General features: G+C 39.8%; 23 protein-coding genes, 1 tRNA gene and 1 pseudogene. 14 read left to right on the forward strand and 11 right to left on the reverse strand.

What is annotated here, in order from left to right:
• Positions 1-29: 29 nt before the first annotated feature.
• The 8 genes from B4U84_RS10125 to B4U84_RS10160 all read right to left on the reverse strand — a co-directional run bounded on the left by B4U84_RS10125 (position 30) and on the right by B4U84_RS10160 (position 9329).
• A complete protein-coding gene (locus B4U84_RS10125) occupies positions 30-1652 on the reverse strand; it encodes a TrbI/VirB10 family protein (protein ID WP_131117514.1) in 1623 nt (540 codons plus the stop codon).
• Between the two features lie 25 nt (positions 1653-1677).
• Entirely contained in the window at positions 1678-2355 is a 678-nt protein-coding gene (locus tag B4U84_RS10130; RefSeq protein ID WP_017313465.1) for a hypothetical protein, read from the reverse strand.
• Between the two features lie 65 nt (positions 2356-2420).
• Positions 2421-3245: a hypothetical protein gene (locus B4U84_RS10135; RefSeq protein ID WP_017313464.1), complete on the reverse strand. Its 825-nt coding sequence runs from the start codon at positions 3243-3245 to the stop codon at positions 2421-2423.
• Positions 3245-4309 (reverse strand): hypothetical protein, encoded by a 1065-nt coding sequence (locus tag B4U84_RS10140; RefSeq protein WP_131117517.1) that lies wholly within the window; start codon positions 4307-4309, stop codon positions 3245-3247. Before B4U84_RS10140 ends, B4U84_RS10135 begins: the two co-directional genes overlap by 1 nt.
• Before the next feature lie 210 nt (positions 4310-4519).
• Positions 4520-5326, reverse strand: a complete 807-nt coding sequence (locus tag B4U84_RS10145) for a hypothetical protein (RefSeq protein WP_131117520.1) — start codon at positions 5324-5326, stop codon at positions 4520-4522.
• A gap of 258 nt (positions 5327-5584) precedes the next feature.
• A complete protein-coding gene (locus B4U84_RS10150) occupies positions 5585-8329 on the reverse strand; it encodes a putative type IV secretion/conjugal transfer ATPase (protein WP_131117523.1) in 2745 nt (914 codons plus the stop codon).
• Positions 8283-8654, reverse strand: a complete 372-nt coding sequence (locus B4U84_RS10155; protein ID WP_131117526.1) for a hypothetical protein — start codon at positions 8652-8654, stop codon at positions 8283-8285. The genes B4U84_RS10150 and B4U84_RS10155 overlap by 47 nt, the downstream gene beginning before the upstream one ends.
• Before the next feature lie 48 nt (positions 8655-8702).
• The gene (locus B4U84_RS10160; RefSeq protein ID WP_131117529.1) at positions 8703-9329 is read right to left on the reverse strand and encodes a hypothetical protein; all 627 of its coding nucleotides are present in this window, start codon (positions 9327-9329) and stop codon (positions 8703-8705) included.
• A gap of 771 nt (positions 9330-10100) precedes the next feature.
• Here B4U84_RS10160 and B4U84_RS10165 point away from each other — a divergent pair.
• The 9 genes from B4U84_RS10165 to B4U84_RS10205 all read left to right on the forward strand — a co-directional run bounded on the left by B4U84_RS10165 (position 10101) and on the right by B4U84_RS10205 (position 18472).
• Positions 10101-11540, forward strand: coding sequence for an alkaline phosphatase PhoX (locus tag B4U84_RS10165; RefSeq protein ID WP_131117532.1), 1440 nt, complete (start codon positions 10101-10103; stop codon positions 11538-11540).
• Positions 11541-11977: 437 nt separating this feature from the next.
• Positions 11978-12847 (forward strand): carbohydrate ABC transporter permease, encoded by an 870-nt coding sequence (locus B4U84_RS10170; protein WP_131117535.1) that lies wholly within the window; start codon positions 11978-11980, stop codon positions 12845-12847.
• A gap of 346 nt (positions 12848-13193) precedes the next feature.
• Positions 13194-14279, forward strand: coding sequence for an ABC transporter ATP-binding protein (locus B4U84_RS10175; RefSeq protein ID WP_131117538.1), 1086 nt, complete (start codon positions 13194-13196; stop codon positions 14277-14279).
• 92 nt (positions 14280-14371) lie between these two features.
• Positions 14372-14722, forward strand: coding sequence for a DUF952 domain-containing protein (locus tag B4U84_RS10180; protein WP_131117541.1), 351 nt, complete (start codon positions 14372-14374; stop codon positions 14720-14722).
• Between the two features lie 3 nt (positions 14723-14725).
• A complete protein-coding gene (locus B4U84_RS10185; RefSeq protein WP_131117544.1) occupies positions 14726-14938 on the forward strand; it encodes a DUF4089 domain-containing protein in 213 nt (70 codons plus the stop codon).
• A 102-nt stretch (positions 14939-15040) separates the two neighbouring features.
• Entirely contained in the window at positions 15041-15535 is a 495-nt protein-coding gene (locus B4U84_RS10190) for a hypothetical protein (protein WP_131117547.1), read from the forward strand.
• A gap of 8 nt (positions 15536-15543) precedes the next feature.
• Positions 15544-15921: a hypothetical protein gene (locus tag B4U84_RS10195; RefSeq protein WP_131117550.1), complete on the forward strand. Its 378-nt coding sequence runs from the start codon at positions 15544-15546 to the stop codon at positions 15919-15921.
• A 73-nt stretch (positions 15922-15994) separates the two neighbouring features.
• Positions 15995-17383 (forward strand): AtzE family amidohydrolase, encoded by a 1389-nt coding sequence (locus B4U84_RS10200; protein ID WP_131117554.1) that lies wholly within the window; start codon positions 15995-15997, stop codon positions 17381-17383.
• Positions 17384-17749: 366 nt separating this feature from the next.
• Positions 17750-18472, forward strand: a complete 723-nt coding sequence (locus B4U84_RS10205; protein WP_017313451.1) for a hypothetical protein — start codon at positions 17750-17752, stop codon at positions 18470-18472.
• A 396-nt stretch (positions 18473-18868) separates the two neighbouring features.
• Here the strand turns inward: B4U84_RS10205 and B4U84_RS10210 are convergent, their stop codons facing one another.
• Positions 18869-19270, reverse strand: coding sequence for an IS4/Tn5 family transposase DNA-binding protein (locus B4U84_RS10210; protein ID WP_207390949.1), 402 nt, complete (start codon positions 19268-19270; stop codon positions 18869-18871).
• A gap of 586 nt (positions 19271-19856) precedes the next feature.
• On the opposite strand from B4U84_RS10210, the gene B4U84_RS10215 reads away from it, so the two are divergent.
• The 3 genes from B4U84_RS10215 (at position 19857) to B4U84_RS10225 (ending at position 22270) form a co-directional block, all read left to right on the forward strand.
• Complete coding sequence (locus B4U84_RS10215; RefSeq protein ID WP_017313448.1) at positions 19857-20105, forward strand: hypothetical protein; 249 nt, start codon at positions 19857-19859, stop codon at positions 20103-20105.
• A 187-nt stretch (positions 20106-20292) separates the two neighbouring features.
• Complete coding sequence (locus B4U84_RS10220) at positions 20293-21576, forward strand: LbetaH domain-containing protein (protein WP_017313446.1); 1284 nt, start codon at positions 20293-20295, stop codon at positions 21574-21576.
• 196 nt (positions 21577-21772) lie between these two features.
• The gene (locus tag B4U84_RS10225) at positions 21773-22270 is read left to right on the forward strand and encodes a hypothetical protein (RefSeq protein WP_231295059.1); all 498 of its coding nucleotides are present in this window, start codon (positions 21773-21775) and stop codon (positions 22268-22270) included.
• Positions 22271-22463: 193 nt separating this feature from the next.
• Here the strand turns inward: B4U84_RS10225 and B4U84_RS10230 are convergent.
• Positions 22464-22595 (reverse strand): annotated as a pseudogene (locus tag B4U84_RS10230) (IS630 family transposase); the annotation flags it as partial.
• Positions 22596-22874: 279 nt separating this feature from the next.
• Between B4U84_RS10230 and B4U84_RS10235 the strand changes: the two are divergent.
• Entirely contained in the window at positions 22875-23252 is a 378-nt protein-coding gene (locus B4U84_RS10235) for a MerC domain-containing protein (RefSeq protein WP_278248324.1), read from the forward strand.
• Positions 23253-23310: 58 nt separating this feature from the next.
• Here the strand turns inward: B4U84_RS10235 and B4U84_RS10240 are convergent.
• Positions 23311-23392 (reverse strand) — tRNA-Leu (locus B4U84_RS10240).
• A gap of 267 nt (positions 23393-23659) precedes the next feature.
• On the opposite strand from B4U84_RS10240, the gene B4U84_RS10245 reads away from it, so the two are divergent.
• Entirely contained in the window at positions 23660-24403 is a 744-nt protein-coding gene (locus tag B4U84_RS10245) for a DUF561 domain-containing protein (RefSeq protein ID WP_026082172.1), read from the forward strand.
• Positions 24404-24526: the final 123 nt, after the last annotated feature.

A 24526-nucleotide genomic window follows, 5' to 3' on the forward strand; every position in this document is an offset into this window, starting at 1 on the left:
TAGTCTTAGTGTCCCGACCTATTTTATATTTAAAGTTGCATAGTTTGATTGATATATATTTCTATTTCTTTTCCTGCTGGTAAAAACCAAATGTTAGTGCGTTGCATTGCTTGAGAAATCGCCTGTTGATTACGCTGGGTAATTTGGGGAACTACTGTTTTCACTCCACCTTCTAAAATCCCAGCAAAGAGATTGCGTCGGGGATTGCTGTTGGTAACAACAGTACCTGTGGAAGTGGTAGTAACTTGCGATTCTGTACGATTAAATAACTCTGCGGCTTTACCAATACCTCCCAATACAAATTGTTGAGCATCTATCATGGTAGTGGATGTTCCTTTTTTATATTGGTTGGCAATTAGGGGTTGACCTGCTGAGGCACGAATTAGGATGGCGTTTTGTGGTATGCTTTGCTCTGTCAGGTTGCCATTGTTTTCCCTAACTATTTTGACTACATCTAACTGCACCAAACCTTGTTCAGAAATAGAACTAACTTGAGCCAACAACTCAGTTTTTTCTGGTAATACAATCTCACCATCTATTGATTTTAATGGTTCCTTTAAACGAACTACAAAAACATTTTGAGGGCTGTTATCTTTCTTATTATTGTTTGTCGCTCTACTAGTTTCTCCAAAGACACCAGTAGCTAATACAGCTTTCACACTAGTTCCTACTCTTACAGACTTCGGACTATTTGGTTGTGCTTGACTGATAAGAGAACTTGGTGGTTGTGGGGTATTATCCTGGGATTGAGAGTTGGCTGTTTGTGGCGGAATTTTAGTATTTTGTACAGGTGTAGGTACAGAAGTTGGGCGATTTGCATTAATATTATTCGGTGTAGCAACAGCTAAAACTTGACCATAACTACCCAATTTCGATAATCTTGACCATTCCTGCAATGGGTCTGGTGTAGGTTGGGGAGTGAATTGAGCTGTTGGTTGAGTTTCTGGTGTGGGAACTACAGGTAGCACTGGAGTAGATTTTGGTGGAGTTTGGGGTACTGTGACGATCCGCGTTACTACCCTTGGCGGCATGTAAACTGTTTTTGTAGGTGTAGGTGTTGTTTGTAAAGCAATTTTGGGTCTGTTATCTCTGGAATTTGCTAGCTGAGAAGTTGGTCGTGCTGGTGTGACTTTTGGAGTTCTGAGCTGTTGCTGCGCTAATTTCACAGCTTGCGCTTGTTCAGCTAAGGCTAATTTTGTTTTTAAAGTCTCTAGTTCTCCTTCTAGTTGTTGTAGACGCGTTTCAGTGCTTGTTTGTGGCGCTTTTGGTGAAACTATATTGGTTTTTCTGGGTTTTTGATTGTTAGCGCTCATCAGCTGTGATAAAAAAGCACCAGCCACTAAAACTAAAGCGAATGTCGTAGTCCCTACTAAAGCTAATTTCGCAAAAGGATTTGATGAGAACGATTGCTTGGTGGAAACTTCTGGTGGTGGAGAAGGTGAAGAGGAAGATGACTGTGGTAAGTTGACTTCATCTTCCTGTGCTTTTGCTTCCGTTTGTGTTTCAATCGTTGGAGACTCCTCCTCAAAACCAACCAGTTTTGCCATTTGCAGTTCCCAATCAGATAATTCTAGTTCCGGTTGGTAATTTTCATGAAGCGGAGTATCTATATTTTCTGGATGGGTTTGTGATGGAATAGAATATCGAGTCATAATAAAGCTTTAGTTTATAGTTGAATCAGGAGCAGTTTTTCTCTTTGATGTCGCATATATTGTAGATTTCTAGTCTAGCTTCACCGATGCGGTAAGCTGCTATATGCCAGGATAGTGGTAGATCCGGTAATGTTGCTTTTTGATTATCTATTGCTTGGATTAAGATTTGTTTATTGAATGCGATCGCTTTCCCTAATCTATCAGAATTGTTAAAGATTAATTGATTCCCTTGTAACTCTACTCTCCACTTGCCATTAGCAATTTTTACAGGTTGAGAAATTCTTTGAATAATAAAAACACTTTCAGCACCCCGATTTGCAAATTGATTAACTGTATTCGGATTAATAACTTCGGATTGGAATTTTTGCTTGAGGTCATTCGTTAAAAGTTCGGAACTAATTTCCCATATAATTTCCGGCGACTGCTGTGGAGACCAGGTTAGCATTAAGGTCATTGTTTCACCGACAAAACGCCGGATGGTGTCTGGATATCTTTCTAAATTTCCTGTGGGGTCTGCTGTGATAGCACGACCATCAGCAAGTTGTACTAAACTTCGAGGAGTTAATTGCTGACTCAGCTGCTGCAACATTGAACTGTGGAACATTAGTATGAGCAATGCAAAAATATTTAAACCAAAAGTTCCTACAGCAAATAATGGTAATATACTACTTTTTCTTTTATTTTCTTGTTTAAGTAACTGCATGATTTAACTCTAGAAAATGAAATTCCATATGGATGAAATACCAAGCAAAGTCTAATTTTATTTTCTTACCTCACAAAGCTATCTGATTGGGTTTCAATTCCACATTGCCTTAGTTGATCCTGACTTAAAGTGTTATATTGATCTAACAGACATAAATTACGGATCTCGTAAATTTCTAATTTTTCAGAACGCATACTATAAATTGCTTTTTGCAAAACGCTGGTAGTATCATCTAGCGGATAAGGAAAATAATCGACTGCTTGCACAAGCAAATCTTTATTGAAGGGAATAATTACTTTTCTCCCATCCGATTTTTTGGTTTGGATCAAGTCAGCTACTAAACCAACTCGCCACTTACCAGGTTTAATTTTTTGAGGAGGGTAAACCCGCTTAATAACTATTTGTGCGTTGATTGCTTGACTAGAATTATTAGCGAAAACTTCTGGTGGTGTCATCGCTGCTATTTCACTTAAAAAACCTTTGCGAAAATCTTCTGAAATTGCAAAGCTAGCAATCCAACTACTAGTACTAACTTTTTTGCTGTTACCTTCGGATGTTGGTATAAATATGCCTAAATCTGGTTTAGGTTTGGTTACTTCTTCAACATTTTGTGGTGGAAGTATACCAGACCAATTAAACATTGAGGTCATACTTTTACTCACAAATTGGCGGATTACTTCTGGATCTCTTTCCAAGTCATCAGTAACAGTTATTGCTTGACCATCTCTTAATTGTACAAAAGAGGCGGGTTTTCTCAAACTAAGTTGACGAATTTTTAAACCTTGAGATGCTAATAAAAATAAAGCCAATAACTGTAATCCAAAAGTTGCGATTGCAAATGTAGTCAAAAGACTAACTGTTCGCTGCTTTTTCTCCAACAGGCGTACCATTATATCCTCTCTTTTGCCAACGCAGCTGTATTACTAATTGCATTAAATACTGCAAATCCCCCCGCACCAGCCAAAAGCAAAGATACGATTGGTGCTAAAAGTCCTAAAAATATCATGAACCACATTAAATCCGGATCAGCAGTTGCATCTTCACCGGGACCATTCACAATCACTGTGGCAGTTAAAATTGCAATAATAGTGAAGGAAAGTTTGGCAATTCCCAACGATAAAAATCCAGTCATCCAAGCAAAAATTGGTTTACCAGCAACAGGTAACAAAGAACCTCCCACAGCTAATGGTCCCAAAGTCGCTACTAACAACATCGTAGCTTCAATTAAATTTTGAAAAGCATATTGCAAGGAAATCAGAAAGTTTTTGATACTAGTTTGGACTGTAGAACCTAACAAAGAATTAAATGTATTTTCTGATACGCTACTGCTGCTATATGCAATCTGATTAATCTTATTTTCTAATCTACTAATCCAAACTTTATCACCATATAAATCTCTATATGTCTGCCAAAGAATGTCAGTTTTTTCTTTGGCTCTCACAAAACATTGATTTTGTTGTTCACCGGTTAACGACTGACAAGGACGTAACAAAGACCCAGCTATTTCTTCCGCAACACCCATATTCAATGCTTGCTGGTAATTTTTATTCGCATCTGCTGTGGTGATTACTTGCTGATTCACTGTGTTGATAAAATTTCTGATTCCCAAAGTCAGATTAGATAGTACACTACCACTTCCTGTATTAGTTAGCAGTATTACCACTATAAAAGGCCAAATCAAAGCTGAAATCGGACGGGAATATTCACTGTAAATTACATCTCGAAGCCATTGTATCATGAAAAACAACAGAGTCCCGACGGCGAAAAATACACCCAGATTTGTCAATGCTCCGTATAAATTTTCGCTAGTATTATTTTGTAATAAATCCAACCATTGATTATCCCAACTTTCCGAAATCGTTCTCGCAGTCGTGAAACCACTATTGAGAATATCGGGAATATCAGGAATATTAGATTGGGCAAAATAAAGGTTAAAGAAAATAATAGAGTTCATTTTTTTTACGTTTAACTTATCTCTATATAGATGAAATCAAAATTTGGGAAACAATTTTGATTTAAATTAAGTAAGTCGGTGGTAATCAACTTAAACATCATGAAAACTCTTACGAATGACAAATGACCAATGACCAATGACCAATTGTACAGACGCGAGGAACATCGCGTCTCTAATGATCAATGACCAATGACAAATAACGCAACATAATTATTCTTCAAAAGCTCTTCCAAATAAATCTACTTGCGAAGTATTGCGTAAAAGTCTAGATGCTTCAGTGGAATTATCAACTCTGCGGGCGCGATTATTTTCTTCTACTTGCTGCGAGATATTAGTTAGGTTTAAATTAGAGTATTGTAGAAATTGGTTAGTTTGGATTGTTTGTGATAAATTTTCGCCTGATATTTTCACTTCCTCTTCTTGAATTTCGTTACTTTGCAGCAAAAAATTCAATTGACCAAGACCTAATAGTGAAGTAATATTAGCTATTGTATTTTGAACATCATTATTAGGTATGGTGTTTTTCAAATTATTGATTTGATTATTTATATCTTCTTTAAATTTTTCGTTTTCTTCATTAAATCCTGCAATTTTTTGTATTGATTGTTCAGTTTCTTCTAATTTTGTTTTTAATCTCAGTTGTCCATTTGTACCCATTAATCCAGATGCTGCACCACGGGTAATTAAGCGATTAATTTCATTGCTAACTAAATTCGCTCTCACAGTGGAATTATTATCAAATTTATCGCCGGAAGTATAATACCAAATTGTGCCATCACGGATGATTTCCCCGGCGGCGTTAGGGTTGGGTATGTTTAATTCTCCGATGGAACTATCAATAGCACTTTGAGCCTCAGATTCTATTGGTTGTAATGTTTCGCTGAGATTATTTCTGAGATAGTTTTGTAAATCTGTCGCGTAGGATTGAAAATCTGTCCAAACTTGACCTAAATTTGCTGTTGCTGGTAGGATAATTAAGAATGACAGAGGAATAGAAAAAAGAATTATTTTTTTCATAATTTCTACCTAAAATTTGTGTGTTTATTAAGAATTTTGAATCTGTCTAATAGAGTTTTTTCTTGATTACGAACACAGATGCACACTAATGAACACAGATGGATTTTCTGTTACACCCTTAAACCCCCACACCCATTTTCAAGTTAGCCCCTCACGGGAAAATCTCACAATCAAATATGAAAATAGAACTCCTCTTACACNACACCCTTAAACCCCCACACCCATTTTTAAGATAAACCTTGACTACAAACAACCTATTTAACCGCGTAGTGTTGCTACTAATTGACGTGCAAATACAGAAACTGCTTGATATTTGTCTTCGTGTGTTTGCATCGCTTTTTGACGTGCAGATTGTTCTTGGGGATTATTAGCTACTACTGCTAATTGTTCATAACCTGGATAGTAGCGACAGAATGTATAAATTCCGTTATCATCTAATAACCACTGGCTATAAATTCCTTCTTTGCGAGGGAAAAAGCTTTCTGTTGCATTGCGGGCAATCACTTCACGAGGATATTTGAGTATACTGGTGAAACTATCAACGGCTACTGGCTGAATCCGCCCAACTAATCGTGTAGTTAAGTTTTGTAAAATTTTTGATGACGCTTTAGATTTGGCGATGGTATCGGGGTCTTGGGCTGATAGGATGACTCTAATTCCAGCTTTAGCACCGTTGGCACAAATTCTTCCTACTAAGTCAGAAATTTGGTCGAATTCAAATAGAATTGGTGCTTCATCGATGAAGAATATAGAAGCAGGACTACTTAGAGCGCGGCGCAATGCTGCGGAATAGGCGCTTAAAGATAGGACTGCTGCGTCTTCATTATCTGCGAGATTTCGCAAAGCGAAAACTAAAAGTTGGGCGTCAGTGGGAAAACTAGAAGGTGCGGAAATAGCTTGTCCTACCCGACTAGAAAGCCAAAATCGCAAGCGCAACTGAATTTGATTTAAGGCGTCTTCAACTCTACCTGCAATTGATTCTAATTCTAAATGTTCTGGTGAACAAAAATAGAGAAAATCCCTTAAAGTTGGGGTTTTTTGCCAAGCTGAACTGCCAAATCCGCCAGCGATCGCTTCTTGATATCGTTCTTTAATACCTTCATCAGTAAAGAAGGCTCCTAAAGCTAAGTTTAAGAGCGATCGCACTGTTTGTGATAGTAGCTGACTTTCGGTAGATGATCCTAAAACCATTGTCATCAAAGCTGATTCGAGGAAAGCGATATAATCCAACATGCGATCGCGTTGTTGTTCGGGATTCAATAAGCGTAAATCTGGCTGTTCAAATAAGTTATTTGATTGTTTGGAAATATCAAAATACGCTCCATTCCTCTCCATAAAATGTGTATAGTCGGTGAATGTAGACGTACCATCAGGTTTGGGAAAATCTAATGCGACTACAGGAATTTTATAGGCTAATGCTTGAGTTAAAATTCCTGATACTAATACTGATTTCCCAGCACGAGTAGTTGCAAATAGTGCTAAATTTTTATGGTGGTTGAATAAATCCAGATGGACTGGTGTTCCACCTTCCTCGGCGATTAATTCAAAACCTTGGCGATCGCCTGCTTTAGTTAATACTAAAGGCATTAATCCTGGTACTTCATTGGTTAAATATAACTGACGTCGATTAAAAGGTCTTGCTAATAAACTTTCCCAAACAATCGGTAGAGTTTGCAACCAGATTTTCCAAGAGTATTCTGTTTCTCTAATTACCCGTGCTGGACGCTGAAAACAGTTTTCGATATATCTTGTCGCTTCATCTAATTTTTCTACACTGGGACGATGCACCAAGATAGCTATACCTGCATAAATCGGTACTGCTCCCTCATACAATTGTTCTTGGGCTGCTACTGATTTTCTTAACTTTAATTGGGCGCTAACATCAATAGTTCTACTTTTTTCTTGTGCTAACAAAGCCGTCATATTTGACTGCTTGAGTACTCGTTGTAGTGTAGTTTTGACTATCGCTGGATTCGCTGCACTCAACTGACAAAAAATCTCTGTGTCTATCACATTTTCTCTAGCTAGCAGTTCCCAAAGATAACGCAACTGAGCAGATTTACTCGGCCAACCACCAGGTTTTTCGAGAAAAGTCATGACGCCAATATATTTATTATTGACGTGAACCCAACGCCGATCCGCAGAAGGGACATCAGACTCAATTAGCAAAGTTGTACTGTGGATATTTTCTATGAGTAATTTAGTACTAGCTAAATCTGAATAAGCTTGTTCATGTAATCCGTTTTCATCTAAAGTTAATAATTGGGGAATTTCTATTGGTTGAGTGTCATTAAATCTTCTCCAGGCTTCTCCCCATAATTCTTCTGTATTCAGAGGCTTAATATCTAAGCCCATTTTGTTAGATAATAGTTGTTCCCAACGACAAAAACCATTTTTATAGGCATTAGTAATAATTGTTTCCAGGCGCTGATTTTCTACTTCTGCTAAATCACCTTTAAATTTCAACCACCAAGTTTCGCCCTTAGCTAATAATTTTTCGATCCAATCATCTGTATTTGTCGCATCTGGTTCAATCGTATAAGTTACGTAAATTCGCAAAAACTTTGGCTTGCGAATTCCAGAACGTGTCAGTTCTTGAATCCTTGCTCTTTCTGAGAGTAATAAATATTTGATATCCGGTGATGGAGTTTTTTTGACTAAAGATGCTAACTCTTGTTGTCGCTGTCTATCTGAGCTAAAAGACCCCAAATGCAAAGTCATTTTCTCGCCTTCAGGAATATCTTTTAACCCAGCTTCAATGTTATTAAGAATCGTATTGATTTGTTCTGGTCTTAACGTCGTATGAATTCCTTGACAGTCAAAACCAAAAACAAAACAGAACCGATCTTTTTGGTTTCCTTTCGTCAAAATGTAAGCACCAATATCACGTCCTTCAAGTGAGACACGTAGCATTGTTGCTAGATGTAAAGCGTCCTCAAAGGGCGTGAATCTTGCCTCACTTCCGCCGACGCCGATGCTTTGTTTTCCGATTTTTTGCTTCATGGTTAATTTCCAGTAAGCTTTGATAACGAGCAAAGCCTCTAGTCCAAGTGGGAACACCAATAAATTTACTTAAGAAGCGCCAACTCCTACCACCAGTTAAAATCCACCAAGTTGCCATTCCCCAACCGGTAATTAGTAACATCCACAACCATTTCTGAAACTCATCTTGAAAGAAGCCACCAAAAATTCCATTAATGATAAAGTAGGAAACTAAAGCTATTACCGTCCAAGGTAGAACTTGATCAGCAGGAATTGGACCTAGAGAAGGTTGAGCGCCTAAAATTTGATTTACTGGTCGAAATTCTTTATCTGGTTCTTGAGACATGACGAATTTCTCAGCAATTTTCCATCTTGATTTCAGATGAATTTATAATTATTGATTATTAGTATTGGAGTCACCAATAACGAAGCCCGTAAGGACATCAGCAATAGTAACCGCAACAACAACTAATAAAGGAGTTCTAGCAATACTTTGCCAGTCTTCATCTTTACGAACTGCATTCATCACACCAATCAGGGAAACAGCTATATATAGCAAGTAAAGAGCGCGTAGCACATTAAATACTAAACTAACTGCTGCTTGGGTATTATTACCTGTATCTGCACCTTGTGTGAGAGTATTTTTAAAGAAATCTTCTGCTTTTTTAAAAAATTGCGCTTGTGCTGGTTCTGCCAAATAATCTAACCAGAATAAACTGAAAATTAAAGCTACGCCTAATATTTGCAGCAAAATAAGGTATCGTTTTGGTAGATTAACCTCATGCCCAATTTTATGAATAACAACTGCCACTAAACTACCAAATACTAAACAAAAAAGTAAGATAGGACTTTTCAGACTTATAACGCTTAAAAATACAGCGCAAGCAATTAGAAATGGAACAGATTCTAATAATTTAATCCGCCATATTTCTAAAATATTACTAAGTTTATAGGGTATGATTGTTGTCTTTTTATCAAAAAGTCTCAAAAACTTTCTCTGATGAGAAATTTGCCTAGACATTCGTAAATTTCCTTTTTGTGCATTACAACTAAGTTTAAGTTGTTGTCTTCGATATCACAATTTAACATAAATAAACATTTAAGTTAAGAAAATTATGAAATTAAAGGTAAAGTATTATACATTTTAGTTGAATGTTGGGTTAAGAAACATAATTTATTGAATGAATTTTTGAAAATAGGCTCAGAATTATTATGGTTCTACAAAATATTTATCTAATTTAGTAATTAATCACTGAACTAAGCATTTGGGAAGTCTAACAGACTTTGTGCAGGAGTTAAGCAAAGAACAGAGTAAGGAAGAGTTTTTCCTTTATTTTTGCTGTATACCATGTCTGATTATCCAAAACTAGGGTGTTAAGTACATAAACAAAATGAATTACACACATATTCTTTTTGCTGTTCCCGGTTAAGAGTTCCCTAACCTCCATTTGTAGCTTTAATTTTGGCTAACTACTCAGCTTGGTATTTTACCCTTTGCAGAAACAGGACTTACGCAAAACATAACGCGCATTTGCGGTAATTCATGAATTACTGCTACGCAAGAATAAGGTTTTCGCTCACATCTTGCGTAAGTCCTGAGAAATTAAAATTGCCTTCTTGACATAAATAACCTGTAGTCTTCTTCTATTGTCGCTTATTAACATTTATTAAAATCATGTAAATTATCGAAATGTAAAAATAATTGCTTATTTAACGATCGCTTCACTTGAATTTAACCGACGGTTGATAAATTTCACCTCAAAAGAGTGAAATTGCAAGGATTTAAGAGCAAGTGTCTTTCTCACGACGTAAGTTTATATCTCTGGCTGGTGTGACTGCTGCTAGTGTAACAGTGGTTTCCCCCCTAGAAGCGTTCTATGCTAGAGTTGCCCGTGGTCAAACCAGAAGAGGTATTGGTTATGGTGCGCTAAGACCCAAGTTACCTGTGAACTACGAAGAATTAACCAGTACCGTCATTGGTGATCTCAGTCGGATTCCTCTGTTGGAACTTCCACCAGGATTTAATTACACCGCGATCTCAATAGTCGGTCAGACCATGAGTGATGGTAATCCTGTTCCAGGTGATCATGATGGTATGGCAACTTTTGTAGGCCCCAGAGGTACTACTATCCTGATTCGGAACCACGAACTAGACCCGAATGAAAATGAATTTGGTAATACTAGCGGAGTAATTGCACCACCTGAGAAGAAGTATGACCAGATTAATGCAGGTGGTACTACTACCCTTGTAGTTGGACCAGCGCGTCGATTGATTAAAGATTATGCTTCTTTAGCTGGGACAATTCGCAACTGTGCTGGAGGCCCAACACCTTGGGGAACTTGGATTAGTTGTGAAGAAACCTTCAACAGGGGTGATGTGGGTGTTGTGCGCCATGGTTACAACTTTGAAGTTCCTGCAAATGTGGAAATTGGTTTGGCAGATCCGATTCCCCTCAAAGCCATGGGACGCTTTAGTCATGAAGCTGTAGCTGTAGATCCAGCAACCGGATATATTTACGAAACAGAAGATCGTGGCGATAGCTGCTTTTATCGTTTTGTTCCGAGTGTAGGTAAAGTAAATGCACCTGGACAATTAGCCCAAGGTGGTAAACTTTATGCTTTAAAAGTTGTAGATCAGCCTACTCTCAACACTACAAATAATCCCAACAGTGGCGGTTCTATCGGTTTGGTTCCCGTTGGTGTGCCATTAAAAGTAGAGTGGGTTCCCATTGATAATCCTGATCCTGATGTGGAGAACAGAACCCAAGGATTAGGAGTCCGCTACGAAGCTCAGTCTAAAGGCGCGGCAATTTTCTACCGGGGCGAAGGTGCGTGGTATGCTAAGGGTCTAATCTATTTCACTGCAACTCAAGGCGGCCCGCCTGCTGTGGGTGATACCAGAGGTAACGGTCAAGTTTGGGCTTATGATCCTAAAGCAGAAACAATTACATTACTTATTGAGGCTGAACCCAGCGGTGAACTACTTGATGAGCCTGACAATATTACTGTAGCTCCCTTTGGGGATCTCTTCCTCTGCGAAGATGGTGGTGGTGAACAATTTGTTGTTGGCGTCGATACTAAGGGAGAACTTTATCAGTTTGCGCGTAATGCTTACAACGAAAGCGAGTTTGCTGGAGCTTGTTTTTCTCCTGATGGTCAAACATTGTTTGTCAACATCCAAAGTCCTGGTATAACATATTGCATTTGGGGACCTTGGTCACGTAAAGGTTAAATAGTTTATACAGCTATTCCCTTGTCAAAGTTTGGGCGATCGCATACTTAACTATTAGTAAAAAAAATACTAAGTCCTATAAGTAAGAAAAATTGCGATTTCAGACAGATTAGACTCTACCTTACAAGCCTCTACCTCGTTACTGAGAAAATCTATCGGTTTTCTCAGTTTTTCTATTTTGATACATGTTCTGGATTGGTGGCGATCGCATCATTTGTGATTTTGGATCAGGACTTACCCAAGATGTGACCGAAAATTTTATTCTTGCGTAGCGGTAATTCATGAATTACCGCAAATGCGCGTTATGTTTTGCGTAAGTCCTGTGGATTTCGGATTACTCTGTCGAGAAACCGAACCGAAGTGCGTCTATAGATTTTGGATGGGAAAATCTTGACTAAGATAAGTATTAACTCCTGACTCCTGAGTTTTTACCTTTTATGACAGCTATTCGTGAAGAAAAACACAAAGCTAAAGCAAATCATTCTGGAAAACGCATTTTACTTTGGATGGCGATCGCTTCAGTAATGATTTTCTGTTTAGCACCGATTATGTGGCAAGTTGTTACCTCTTTCAAGGTAAATCAGGATATTTCTCAGGTTCCTACTGTTTATTTTCCTACACGTTTAACACTGAATCATTACATTAATTTATTTACTCGTCGTCCATTTTGGCGTTACATATTAAACAGTGCTTTTGTATCTTTTGTTTCTACAGCTTTCGCTTTAGCCATTGGTGCGCCTGCTGCCTATGCCTTAGCACGGTTACGCCCTCGTGGTCATCAATTGATCTTAGCAACTATTTTAATTGTGACTTTATTTCCTGGTATTTTACTATTCCAGGGATTGTTAGAAATAGTACAAGGTTTGCATTTGGGTAATAATTATCTAGCACTAATTATTCCTTATACAGCAATTAATTTACCGTTAACTATTTTGGTATTACGTAGCTTTTTTTTACAATTGCCAAAAGATTTAGAAGATTCTGCCAAAATAGATGGATACAACACCTGGCAAATGCTCATCCAAATTTTATTACCGATGACCATTCCAGCTTTAGTGACAACTGGAATCCTGACTTTTATTTTTGCTTGGAATGAGTTTATCTTTGCTCTCACTTTCATCACTCGTGAAGACATGAAAACCATTCCTGTAGCAGCCGCCCAACTTAGCGGAGCATCAACATTTGAAATTCCTTACGGCCCAATTGCCGCTGCTACTGTGGTTGGTACATTACCCTTGGTGTTACTAGTTTTATTTTTCCAACGCAAAATTGTTCAAGGTTTAACGGCTGGTGCAGTCAAAGGTTAATGGGATCGGGAATCGGGGATCGGGGATCAGGGAAAAGGGAAACAAGGGAGACAAGGGAGACAAAGGAGACAAAGGAGACAAAGGAGACAAAGGAGAATAACCAATGCCCCATGCCCCATGCCCCATGCCCAATCCCCGTTACCCCTTCGCCCCTAATCCCCACTCCCTTGGGGGAGTGGGGACCGGTGAGTTCCCCAGAGGGGGCCCCACCTACCCCTTATCCCCAAAGGGGACCCCTACCTTCCCCAATCCCCAATGCCCGATCCCCGTACTCTATGAGAAGCCGCTGACGCGTCTACGCGAAGCGTCTCCTCTGGAGAATCCCCGATCCCCTATCCCTAAAACCATGGCAACACTGGAATTAAAAAATCTCAACAAGACCTATTCACCGAAAGTAGTTCCTGTTAAAGATATCAGTTTAACTGTAGATGACAATGAATTTCTCACTTTGCTGGGGCCTAGTGGCTGTGGTAAGTCCACAACTTTGAGAATGATCGCAGGATTGGAAGAAGTGACTCGCGGTAATATTATTCTTGGGGGAGAAGATATTACCTTAAAACGTCCAGGCGATCGCAATATGGCGATGGTATTTCAAAGCTATGCTCTTTATCCTCACATGACGGTGTACGAAAACCTCGCCTCTGGACTAAAACTCAAAAAAGTTCCCCGTGCTGAAATTAAGCAACGAGTCGCCGATGTCTCAGCAATTCTAGGCTTAGAAGAATTATTGCAGCGTAAACCTGGCCAATTATCTGGAGGACAAAGACAACGGGTTGCAGTCGGTCGAGCATTGGTACGTAACGCTCAGGTATATTTATTAGATGAACCCTTAAGTAACCTAGATGCACTGTTGAGGGAACGAGTCCGCGCCGATATTAAGCAAATATTTGCTGCTCAAAAAGTGCCAGTAGTCTATGTCACCCACGACCAAACAGAAGCGATGACGCTTTCAACTAAAGTTGCAGTCCTCAATAACGGCTACGTGCAGCAACTAGATCCACCCGCACGCATATATAATCATCCCGCAAATTTATTTGTAGCCGGTTTTGTGGGTAGTCCACAGATGAATTTGCTTACCCTACCCTGTCAAGAACGCCATGCAATGCTGGGTGAGTTTAAAATTTCCTTACCTGATATTCCCACAATTCCACCGCAAATAGTTTTGGGAATTCGTCCAGAACACGTTCACATTGCCCAAGAAGGAGATACAAACATTATTAAAGGTCGTGTATTTTTAGTCGAAAATCTGGGAATGCACAACTTGGTGAGTGTCAGCGTTGCTTCTCAAAAAGAATCTCTAACAGCACGTGCTTTGTTATCCCCAGATCAAAATATAAGTAACGAAGAGATAACATTAGCATTGCCAAATGAAAATATTCATTGGTTTGATGTAGAGTCGGGAGATACGTTGGTTAGGAGAGGTAAAGAGTGAGGGGACAAGGGTTATCAGTTATCAAATTAAACTGTTAACTGATTCATGACCAATGACAAATGACCATTGACAAATGACAAATGACCATGTGTATGAATATTATTCTTCACATTACCCAAGGTGAAAAATGGGAAGCAGCAAAGTTATCGGGAATATATCGCGCTGAAAGTCTCGACTCAGAGGGTTTTATTCATTGTTCTACACCAGAGCAAATTATTAAAGTTGCTGAGAGATTTTTTGCTGCTCAAACAGGATTAGTACTTTTATTAATTGATTCTGAACAAGTGAAATCTGAAATTCGTTATGAGATGGCTGAGGTAGACGAGTTATTCCCTCATATTTATGGTGCTTTGAATATTGATGCTGTTTGGCGAGTAGTGGATTTTGAGTCTGAGGAGGATGGTAAATTTAGATTGCCACAAGAGGTTAAGGATTTGATGTAACAGATGAATAATCAAGAGTTGAATGTGGGTGAGTATGTAGAGCAGATGGCTTTGTTGTTGGATTTACGGTTGAGGGATGAATATAGGGATGGAGTGATAGCAAATTTTGAAAGAATTCAAGCGATCGCTCAACTAGTAAATTCTTTCCCCCTACCAGAAGATATTGAAGTCGCAGAAAAAGTTGAAATGCTTTCTAGAACACAGCTTCAACACTAGGCAGCGTTCATTTATATTGACAACTAGCAGACAGTACGTATAATAGTACGTATAGACATAATCTATATTAATCAACTTGGCGTTTCTAAAAACGCAAAGCATATGACTCTCGCTATTGTAAGCAACATCTACTCAGATGAGCTAATTTCAGCTACTGAGTTGAACCGTCATCCTGGAAAAGTGTTAGACAAAGCTTTAGATCACCCAATTACGATTACTCGTAATGAACAATCCTTTGCTTTGCTGCGACGTGAAAAAGTAGATTCTCTCGCTAAAGCGGCACAACATGGTAGAGATGTTGTTGAGCTTTTAAGTGTTGCTTTTCGTTTACTATTAGGACAGAACATTGGAACTGAGCATCCACATGGATGGCTTAGAGTATTTGACCGAGACGATCTTCAAGAATTTATTGGTGAAATCAGTGAAGCCTATCGCTGTGCTAATTTTCGTGAACAGGCTTGGAATGAGCTAGAGGTAATTATTCACGAATGGCACGAGAGCGCTTTAGCAATCTCATCCCCTGAAATTGCAGCCGCCTTCAGTGACGAGTTTGATGAAGTACCATTGACTCAGCCAGTTACTGAGAGCGCTGATTAAATTCTGATATGTCAGAAAATCCATCAAACGATTCAACAATAGGAAATGTGGAGCCGCCAGAAGTAGAACTGACGGCTCCAATTCTATCGGATACAAAAATTACCTGGTTAGTAGTTGCCAAAAATTGCAGGGTCAACCGCGAATGGGAAGATTTAATGGAGCGTCATCCAGAAAACTGTTGTCGCTGCTACAAAGATTTATGCACTGCTCCTACCAATAGACAGCCCAGGCGCGTATTTCCTTTAAAAGGCAAGCCTTACAGAAGAGCATGGGAATATGAGGTAACGAGTGGGGACAGAGTTTTTTACGTTCCCCATCAAGAAGAATTAAAAGTAGTTGTTTACTATGCAGGAAAGCATCCAAAAACTGCGCCTACGCCTCCATAAAACTGTAGTTGGTGGATGGAGAAAATCGGTAATATATTATGGAGGAAATTGAAGCAGCGCCAATATTTAAACCATGAATCTAGACTCTGCGGATGCTGTATCTATTGCTGTAGCAGTGCGTGAAGGTGAAGTTAGCGCGGTGGAAGTAACGCAAGCTGCTTTACAAAGAATTGCAGCACGAGATCGGGAACTCAATTGTTTTACCACTGTGACTACTGATGCTGCTTTGGCTGATGCAGAAAGAATAGATCATGAAATTGCCCAGGGTAAAGATCCTGGTTTACTGGCTGGTGTACCTTTCGCTGTCAAAAATCTCTTTGATATTGCTGGGATTACAACTCTTGCAGGTGCAAAAATTAATGCTGAAAACCCGCCAGCGAAGCAAGATGCAACGGCGGTAGCGCGGTTGAAGCAAGCAGGTGCAATACTTGTAGGCGCGTTGAATATGGATGAATACGCCTACGGATTTGTGACAGAAAACTCTCATTACGGCGCGACTCATAACCCCCATGATTTACAACGGGTTGCGGGTGGTTCTTCGGGTGGATCAGCAGCAGCAGTTGCAGCTGGATTAGTTCCACTGACCTTAGGTTCTGATACGAATGGTTCAATTCGTGTACCTGCTGCTTTATGTGGTGTTTTTGGTTTGAAACCAACTTATGGCAGGTTATCGCGTGCTGGTGTAGCTTTATTTTCTAGCAGTTTTGATCATATCGGCCCTTTTGCCCGTTCAGTACAGGATATCGCTACAGCTTTTGATGTCTTGCAAGGGGAAGATGAACGCGATCCGGTTTGTACCAAACGTCCACCTGTAGAGACGCGAAATTTATTATTACAAAATATTGATGGGATTAAAATTGCGATCGCAGCTGATTATTTTTGCAAAGGGGCTAATCCTGAAGCTTTAGCAGCAGTGCAGAAAGTTACCGATGGTTTGGGTGTCAGTGAGTATGTAACTATACCCGAAGCCCATCGCGCCCGCGCCGCAGCCTTTGTAATTACTGCTTGCGAGGGAGCAAATTTACATTTGGAAAAGTTGCGTCAACGTCCTCAAGATTTTGATCCAGCCACACGCGATCGCTTTCTTGCAGGTGCATTAATTCCTAGTAGCTGGTATATACAAGCACAGCGCTTTAGAAAATGGTTTCGCGATCAAGTACGAGAAATATTTGAAAAAGTTGATATCATTATTGCCCCAACTACACCTATTGCTGCACCGTTAATTGGTCAACAAACAATGATTTTAGATGGAGAAGAAATTCTCGTTCGTCCCCATTTAGGATTATTTACTCAGCCATTATCATTTATTGGTTTACCTGTTTTATCAGTACCAATTCAACATCAAAATGCTTTACCTTTAGGAGTGCAATTAATCGCTGCACCTCATCAAGAAGCGTTAATTTTACAAGTCGCCTCGGTTTTAGAGACAAAAGGTATTATTTCTGCGTCCGTCGTTTCATAAAAAGTATTTCACAGGTAAATAATGTGATAATATTGGCTGAATGTTAGGGTGTAAGATGCCTCTTAACAATCACTCTCCAAAAATTCTGACTTTATCGATGAAGTTAGTCGCATCTACCTAAGTTTCAGCAAAATACAACAATCAAATTTTTCTGAACAAGCCTTCTATTGGTGTTTAATTTCAGAACGCCTCTTCATAATCTGAAGGTATGTAATTAGCATTGGGTGTATTAACCAAAAATTTCCTGAATAAAGTATTCATGACTTTTTCAGAACAGAGTTTTTCATCTGTTCCCCGTATTATTTAACACTCCAAGCACAAACTAAAATCTCACATCAATAATTTATTGAATAGGAAGATAGTTTCATGACCATTTTTAACAAGTTATCAATGATTACTGCTGGAGCCGTATTAACTGCTTTGGGAACAATCGCTACATCATCATCTGTTCATGCTGCTACAACTTTTTTTGGTCCCAGTTCTTACCAAAGTTTCAATGACAGCCCTTTTAAAGGAGGTGACTATTCTTACTTTTATCTGGAGGATTTTGAGGATGGGGCTTTGAATACACCAGGTGTTACATCTTCCAATGGACAAGTAAAAGGGCCTGAACCATTGAGAGATTCTGTTGATGCTGATGATGGTTTCATTGATGGTAATGGCGTAAATGGCTACAGCTATTATTTAGCTGATAATAGTGTAATTTTTACCTTTGATCAGAATGTTTTGGGTTCGCTTCCAACCGATGCAGGTATAACTTGGACAGATAGCTTTCCCGTTGGTGATGTCGTGTTTGAAGCTTTCAATGCTGACAATGTTTCTTTAGGGACAATTGTAGCCTCTTATCTTGGCGATGGTTCAGTTGCTGGAGGAACAGCAGAAGATCGCTTTTTTGGGGTGTTTAATACAGATGGTATTTCTGCGATTAAAATCAGTATGCCCAACAGCACTGACTGGGAAGTAGATCATTTGCAGTATGGTTTAAATAATTCTAAACCTGTACCCGAACCTGTGAGTATATTAGGTTCACTGGCTGCTGGTGCAATTGGTATATGTTTACGAAAACGGCAAATAAAGCTAACTCGTTAAGACCGTCATTTGTCATTAGTAATACCATTTCACGTTAATCACGATACACATAAATTTTGTCCCAGACGCGATATATCGCGTCTCTACACCATCTGTATTTGTATCAGGGTTTTAGTGAAATGGTATAAGCGTTTCAGCGATTTTATCTTTCTTAACATGAGAATCGCAAAGCACAGATCCCTGACTTCTGTAAGGATGCAGCTGGCCCAATACGGTTCGGTTAAGAATTTTTCCTCATAATTTTGGGCATGTAGAGACGTTGCAGTGCAACGTCTTTACAGGTTTAGATGTCAATCGATTTGTCTTATCCGAACCGTATTGGCAGCTAGACGCGATCGCACAATAAATTTTGTCTCGAAAAACCTATAAAATCCTTGAGGTGAGGGATTAGACCTATCATTTACCACCTGCATTCGTAATGTAAGTCGATACATTCGTAATGTAAGTCGATACATTCGTAATGTAAGTCGATACATTCGTAATGTAGGTCGATACATTCGTAATGTAGGTCGATACATTCGTAATGTAGGTCGATACATTCGTAATGTAGGTCAATAAGTTAGTATAAATCTGCTTAGAAGTCTGTTTAAAAGATGGTTGGGTCAATTTCTCAAAGGTTGTTTTGGGGTTAGAAAAGAATTCGTAACCACGTTTTAGGTCACTAGCGCTTTGAAATATTTGTGATAGAGGCTCACCATATTTTACTTTTAAAGCCTCCGCAATTAACACTGCTCTGTTAGTCAGACGTTTGTCACCAAAATCACAATTGCGGTACGGATTCGCTTCTAATAGTTTCATTTGCACCCCAAAATACTACACTACAAGCACCTTACATTAGAAGACGCAAATCATCTTAAGTTCAAAGAATTAGTTCGCGATAAAGCATCGCGAACCAATCCCCTTTTCCACATCCCGTGAAAAGTCAGGGGGAAAGCTGGTACTACTGCTCACATTGATGCTGTTATGTCTGTAATGAGACGTAGTATTTGGGATGAGATCCAAAAAGTCATTAATAGTCTTGATGATTGCTTGCTAGATATTAGTTCTGGCTCTGAGCAAGAATCAGAAGAACAAGAGGATTGAACCGCCCTTTTTCTTCGCGAGATAATATCGCGAAGAATGTGTTTTTTCCAAATTGGGATGCTCCCGTTTTAAACTCTATGATGCACTACATTTTTATTAGAAATATAAATTTTATTAATATCAAAATATCTAGCTTAAATTACTAAATAATATTAAGATAATATAAAAGTAAGCTGCTAATCGCTGCTTGTAACAATTGTACGTCATTAGCTCAGGTAAATTGAAAAGTTACCGCTTTTCCCTTACCTTTTCGGTTTACCCTGTCAAACAAACTTGGCAAACTATTAGGTATTAAATAATAATGTTAAAACGTCGCACAATACTAGCCAGTCTAGCTGCGCTTGGCTTTATTTTGGCTGTGAGTACACAGGTTTATGGAACAACGGCTACCGGGCCGGACGCTTGGGAGACTGTATACAATAATGCAGTTGCCCACGCAACGACGACAATCCCACAAGTATCGCTTCTTGGTATTATTACTGGTCTGATAGATGACTTGGTCACATTTCTCAACGTTTATAACTTGTTGAGCGGATTTTGGGCTGGTTAATTCTCTGTCTTATAAGCAAGTAAGAAAGAGTTGAAAAGGGGAATTATGGCAATATGATTTTTTGCTAATTCCTTCGTTTGGCCTGGAGTTTCGCTCACCATAGGCGACGCTAAATAGTATCTCTTCCTCGTTAACACAAATTATTCCGCAAATAAATACTCCATAGCTCGTGAGGAGCCTTCTTTTAATGTTCAAACCTCGCACAATTTTTAGTGCCTTTACTGCAATCATCCTTGCGTTTGTCCTAGTTATACAGGTAGATGCACAACCAGCCCTTGCAACCCTTGCTTCGTGTAGTCCAACTGCGGTTAACCGACCTATCTGTCCCAGTACAGCAGCCTCAACGGAAGCTAATTTTATTGACCCAGCTGCGATAATTACCAATCCCGCAAATATTACCTTGGAGGGAAAAGTCTACGTTGCACCATTTGCTCGGTTAAATGCTACTAATGGCCCCATCATTATCCGTGAAGGATCCAACGTCCAAGACCAAGTGAGCATTACACCTTCAGTAGCGGGGTCAACTATTGGTGAGCGAGTCATCCTGGCACACTTGGCCACTGTCAAAGGTACAGCCAAAATCGGTCTTACTGGCTCAACTGGGCCTTTTACTGACCCCGTGAGCGGTGTTCAGTTTAGCAACACTCAGCCAGAGACATTCATCGCCTTCAACGCTGAAGTAGACGGTGCAACTATAGAGTTCAACACCGTAGTCAATTTTCTCTCGCGGGTCGGCCCTGGTGTTACCTTACCCTCTGGTAAAGTTGTCCTCCCAGGTAAAAATGTTACTAGTAACATAGAAGCTACTAGTGGCAGTTTGGGGAAGGTGTCTAACCTGACACAAGCCGATGTTGCATTGATGCAGGGTGTGATTGCAGTTAATCAGTCATTGGCCCAAGGTTATACACAATTAGCCCTAGCCAATCCGTCAAATGTCACAGGGATAAATTTCAGTCCATCCACCCCTAATAACCCAACACCAAGTTTGCCAACCATAGGTGGGGTTACTACTCAAGATCCCAACTACCCTAACCGCATCATCGGCAATGTGATTCTGCAAGATTCTCTCGCAGCCTTAAACCAGAAATTAGGTAATAGAATTTCCATCCGTGCTGATGAGGGTCAACCTTTTAACATTGGGATACTTGCCGGTGTAGCAAACGATGTTGTCTTTCATGGTTTAGCGACAACTAATCTGACTATTGGTAATGGAAATGGTTATGGGCCTCGTGTTCTAGTTCATGGTGGTAGGCAGGTTGTCAATGGTGTTGATAGTGGCCCGGAAACTAAGCTAGGTGATGACGTAGGGTTAGCACCTGACGTTGTTATATTCCGTGCAGAAATTGGTAACAAATCAGCCGTGGGAAGAAAAAGCGGTGTCTTCAATTCCACACTACCTTCTAGAACGCATATCCGTTCAAGAACTATCTATGCCGATAACGGCAGCCTAATTTCAAAGGTAGAGTGGTAATCATACCAATTCGCAATTTGTAATTTAATGAGGCTTAGATGTGTAGCAGGATTGTTTTTTGCTGCATCTGATGCCTAATTTTGAAGAATCGGGTTAAGCATTTAAGTTTTGCATGACTATGAATTTTAAAATCCTCCCCCTAGTGCCTTCACGATGCCTACGATTGGTTGTGCTTCTCACTTTGATATTCGGACTGATGCTAGGTCTTGATGTCAGTTCATCTATAGCTGCACAACAGGTTGAGCAACCTGGATATATAGAATCTGTTAATTCTCAGTCGCCGCAAGTCGTACAACCTCCAGTTACCGGACTCGTTTCTACCTTGTCGGATGAGGTTAAGGAATCAACAACAAATTTGATTAACTGGTCAACCTACTGGAATCTTTGCTGGGAAGCTTATCCAGGGGCTAAAGAGTACGAACTGCAAAAGGTGCTGGTGGATGGTGAGTCTCCAGATTTACAACGTCAAAGCGATCGCTGTTTTCATCTCCAAGCTGCATCAAACGAAAACCTCAAATCACAAGGCTTACTCAACCGAGATTTAATCTTATTAGTACATAAAACTCAGCTTGCTTATCGAGTCCGAGCCGTTCTAGATGATAACCGCGTCAGTGAATGGTCTACAGTCATGGCAGTTGGTGCAACTACTGAACCTGAATCGAATGCTACTTCCATCAGTGTAAATCCTTCATAGTCAGGACTTAGGCACAGGTTTGGGAGTAAGGGTATAGGGGAAATGGTGTTCTAAATCCTTACACTTCTATACTCCTATACCCTTATAAATTAGCCCAGCCGTATTAAATATATTTTGGCTCAACCCAAAGATTTAGGCGCTTTCGCCTAAACGGCGAAAGCGACGGCTGGGCTAATTTATTCTTGGCAAGTGCCTTATCTCGCTCGTTCACAACTGGGACTGCTATTTCTTGGTCACTTTTTCCCCATACGTAACCACTTAAATCTCCCCACATTAAATGACACTCATCAATTAACAGTACTCTCAACTTTCCTGTTTCGATTTCCACGCTTGTGATGTGCCAGCAATGTTCTTGTTCAGAAATCAAATAGGAGTCCTATAGAGCGAAAATAATAGCAATTTGAAAAAAGAATGCTTGACTTTTAAGACAGTCGCTACATTATTATTTTTGTAAAAATATTTTGATTTTGTTCTGTTTTATGAGACTATGCTTATAGTCAAAATTGCGAAATTTTGGCTAATTTTGTGGTTCATTCAACAAATAAAGAATTAGCAATTAGTTTGTATATCAAGGTGTAATCTCGTGCGTAGCAGAAGAATGCAGATGGTTATGGATAAGGCTGCGATCGCGCTGTCAACTACATGTGCAATCCATTGTATGTTTTTACCAGTTTTGCTTGTCATGCTTCCTGCACTAGCAACGACCTCTCTTGGTAGCGAAAACTTCCACCGTCTGATACTATGGTTTGCCTTTCCTGTCAGTGTGTTAGCTCTAACACAGGGATGTCGTCGTCACAAAGATCGAATAGTGCTAACGGCTGGTATTTTAGGGTTGGTACTTCTCATTACAACCGCAGTTTTTGGACATACCCTACTTACAGAAGATGGTGAGCGCATTACTACGGTGTTAGGAGCAACAGCCTTAGCCTTTGGTCATATTCGTAACTATAGATTATGCGACAAAAATCAGTGCAAAACTTGAGACAAAATACAACTGACCGATAAACAATCGGCGGAGCTATTCTGAATTTCAATTAAAATGCGGATGAAAGGACTTGAACCTTCACACCTTTCGGTACTAGAACCTAAATCTAGCGCGTCTGCCAATTCCGCCACATCCGCATCAGTTTTTAATCGTAACATAACAAATCCTCAATAGCAATAAAGTTTTTGTTGGTGGCTACTGGCTAGTTTTCCAAATAACATTGACCAACCATTCCGAGCAGGGGTACAGAGCAAGCAGAAAAATCTGTGGAATCAAGCCACGCATCTAAAATCTAAAATTGTTTGACAATGTGCTATGGCTTCCTCTGAGAACTAAAACCTGTATCAGGAAGCCTTCAATTTGTGTAAAAATATTTCTACTTTTGATGATTTGCGAGAGAAACCATGACGATGCATCCGACTCTCCAACGTGCATTTGCGAACCGCTGCGCCCTCAAAGTTATCAGCGGTTTGAATAATTTTGATGCTGTCCGTGTGGCAGCTACTGTGAAAGCTGCACATCACGGTGGTGCGACTTTTGTTGATATTGCTGCTGATCCTACCTTAGTAGAATTAGCTAAGAGCTTGACTAATCTACCTATTTGTGTATCTGCGGTAGAACCAGAAAAATTATTGTCAGCAGTAACTGCTGGTGCGGATTTAATTGAAATTGGAAATTTTGATGCTTTCTACGCTCAAGGACGTAGATTTGAGGCTGAGGAAGTTTTAGCACTAACTCACCAAACTCGCGCTTTACTGCCAGAAATTACGCTCTCTGTCACAGTTCCCCACATTCTCACACTTGACGCGCAAGTACAACTGGCTGAGGAGTTGGTAAAAGCTGGTGCTGACATCATCCAAACCGAAGGTGGCACTAGCAGCAACCCCACTCATGCTGGTACATTGGGCTTAATTGAAAAAGCTGCTCCCACATTGGCAGCAGCTTACGAAATTGCTCGTGCAGTATCTGTTCCAGTACTGTGTGCTTCCGGAATTTCTAACGTTACCGCACCTTTAGCGATCGCGACTGGTGCTGCTGGCGTTGGTGTCGGTTCCGCCATTAACCAACTCAACAGCGAAGTAGCCATGATTGCTGCTGTCCGTAGTTTGGTAGAAGCTTTAGGAACAAGTGTAGACGTTAGAGGCTAGGGATTGGGATCGGGGATCAGGGATCGGGGATCGGGGATCGGGGATCGGGTATTGGGAAGAGACTTGTTAAATAATTATCCCGTGTCTCCCTGTCCTCCTTGTCTCCCTTTTCCCCTTTTTCCC

The organism is Westiellopsis prolifica IICB1 (assembly GCF_004323185.1).
Classification (GTDB): Bacteria; Cyanobacteriota; Cyanobacteriia; order Cyanobacteriales; family Nostocaceae; genus Pelatocladus; species Pelatocladus prolificus_A.

What these genes read in the sequence shown, in the direction of transcription:
- B4U84_RS10125 (WP_131117514.1), bottom strand. Translation starts at nt 1,652, where the DNA reads ATGACTCGATATTCTATTCCATCACAAACCCATCCAGAAAATATAGAT.
- B4U84_RS10130 (WP_017313465.1), bottom strand. Translation starts at nt 2,355, where the DNA reads ATGCAGTTACTTAAACAAGAAAATAAAAGAAAAAGTAGTATATTACCA.
- B4U84_RS10135 (WP_017313464.1), bottom strand. Translation starts at nt 3,245, where the DNA reads ATGGTACGCCTGTTGGAGAAAAAGCAGCGAACAGTTAGTCTTTTGACT.
- B4U84_RS10140 (WP_131117517.1), bottom strand. Translation starts at nt 4,309, where the DNA reads ATGAACTCTATTATTTTCTTTAACCTTTATTTTGCCCAATCTAATATT.
- B4U84_RS10145 (WP_131117520.1), bottom strand. Translation starts at nt 5,326, where the DNA reads ATGAAAAAAATAATTCTTTTTTCTATTCCTCTGTCATTCTTAATTATC.
- B4U84_RS10150 (WP_131117523.1), bottom strand. Translation starts at nt 8,329, where the DNA reads ATGAAGCAAAAAATCGGAAAACAAAGCATCGGCGTCGGCGGAAGTGAG.
- B4U84_RS10155 (WP_131117526.1), bottom strand. Translation starts at nt 8,654, where the DNA reads ATGTCTCAAGAACCAGATAAAGAATTTCGACCAGTAAATCAAATTTTA.
- B4U84_RS10160 (WP_131117529.1), bottom strand. Translation starts at nt 9,329, where the DNA reads ATGTCTAGGCAAATTTCTCATCAGAGAAAGTTTTTGAGACTTTTTGAT.
- B4U84_RS10170 (WP_131117535.1), top strand. Translation starts at nt 11,978, where the DNA reads ATGACAGCTATTCGTGAAGAAAAACACAAAGCTAAAGCAAATCATTCT.
- B4U84_RS10175 (WP_131117538.1), top strand. Translation starts at nt 13,194, where the DNA reads ATGGCAACACTGGAATTAAAAAATCTCAACAAGACCTATTCACCGAAA.
- B4U84_RS10180 (WP_131117541.1), top strand. Translation starts at nt 14,372, where the DNA reads ATGAATATTATTCTTCACATTACCCAAGGTGAAAAATGGGAAGCAGCA.
- B4U84_RS10185 (WP_131117544.1), top strand. Translation starts at nt 14,726, where the DNA reads ATGAATAATCAAGAGTTGAATGTGGGTGAGTATGTAGAGCAGATGGCT.
- B4U84_RS10190 (WP_131117547.1), top strand. Translation starts at nt 15,041, where the DNA reads ATGACTCTCGCTATTGTAAGCAACATCTACTCAGATGAGCTAATTTCA.
- B4U84_RS10195 (WP_131117550.1), top strand. Translation starts at nt 15,544, where the DNA reads ATGTCAGAAAATCCATCAAACGATTCAACAATAGGAAATGTGGAGCCG.
- B4U84_RS10200 (WP_131117554.1), top strand. Translation starts at nt 15,995, where the DNA reads ATGAATCTAGACTCTGCGGATGCTGTATCTATTGCTGTAGCAGTGCGT.
- B4U84_RS10205 (WP_017313451.1), top strand. Translation starts at nt 17,750, where the DNA reads ATGACCATTTTTAACAAGTTATCAATGATTACTGCTGGAGCCGTATTA.
- B4U84_RS10210 (WP_207390949.1), bottom strand. Translation starts at nt 19,270, where the DNA reads ATGAAACTATTAGAAGCGAATCCGTACCGCAATTGTGATTTTGGTGAC.
- B4U84_RS10215 (WP_017313448.1), top strand. Translation starts at nt 19,857, where the DNA reads ATGTTAAAACGTCGCACAATACTAGCCAGTCTAGCTGCGCTTGGCTTT.
- B4U84_RS10220 (WP_017313446.1), top strand. Translation starts at nt 20,293, where the DNA reads ATGTTCAAACCTCGCACAATTTTTAGTGCCTTTACTGCAATCATCCTT.
- B4U84_RS10225 (WP_231295059.1), top strand. Translation starts at nt 21,773, where the DNA reads ATGCTAGGTCTTGATGTCAGTTCATCTATAGCTGCACAACAGGTTGAG.
- B4U84_RS10235 (WP_278248324.1), top strand. Translation starts at nt 22,875, where the DNA reads ATGGTTATGGATAAGGCTGCGATCGCGCTGTCAACTACATGTGCAATC.
- B4U84_RS10245 (WP_026082172.1), top strand. Translation starts at nt 23,660, where the DNA reads ATGACGATGCATCCGACTCTCCAACGTGCATTTGCGAACCGCTGCGCC.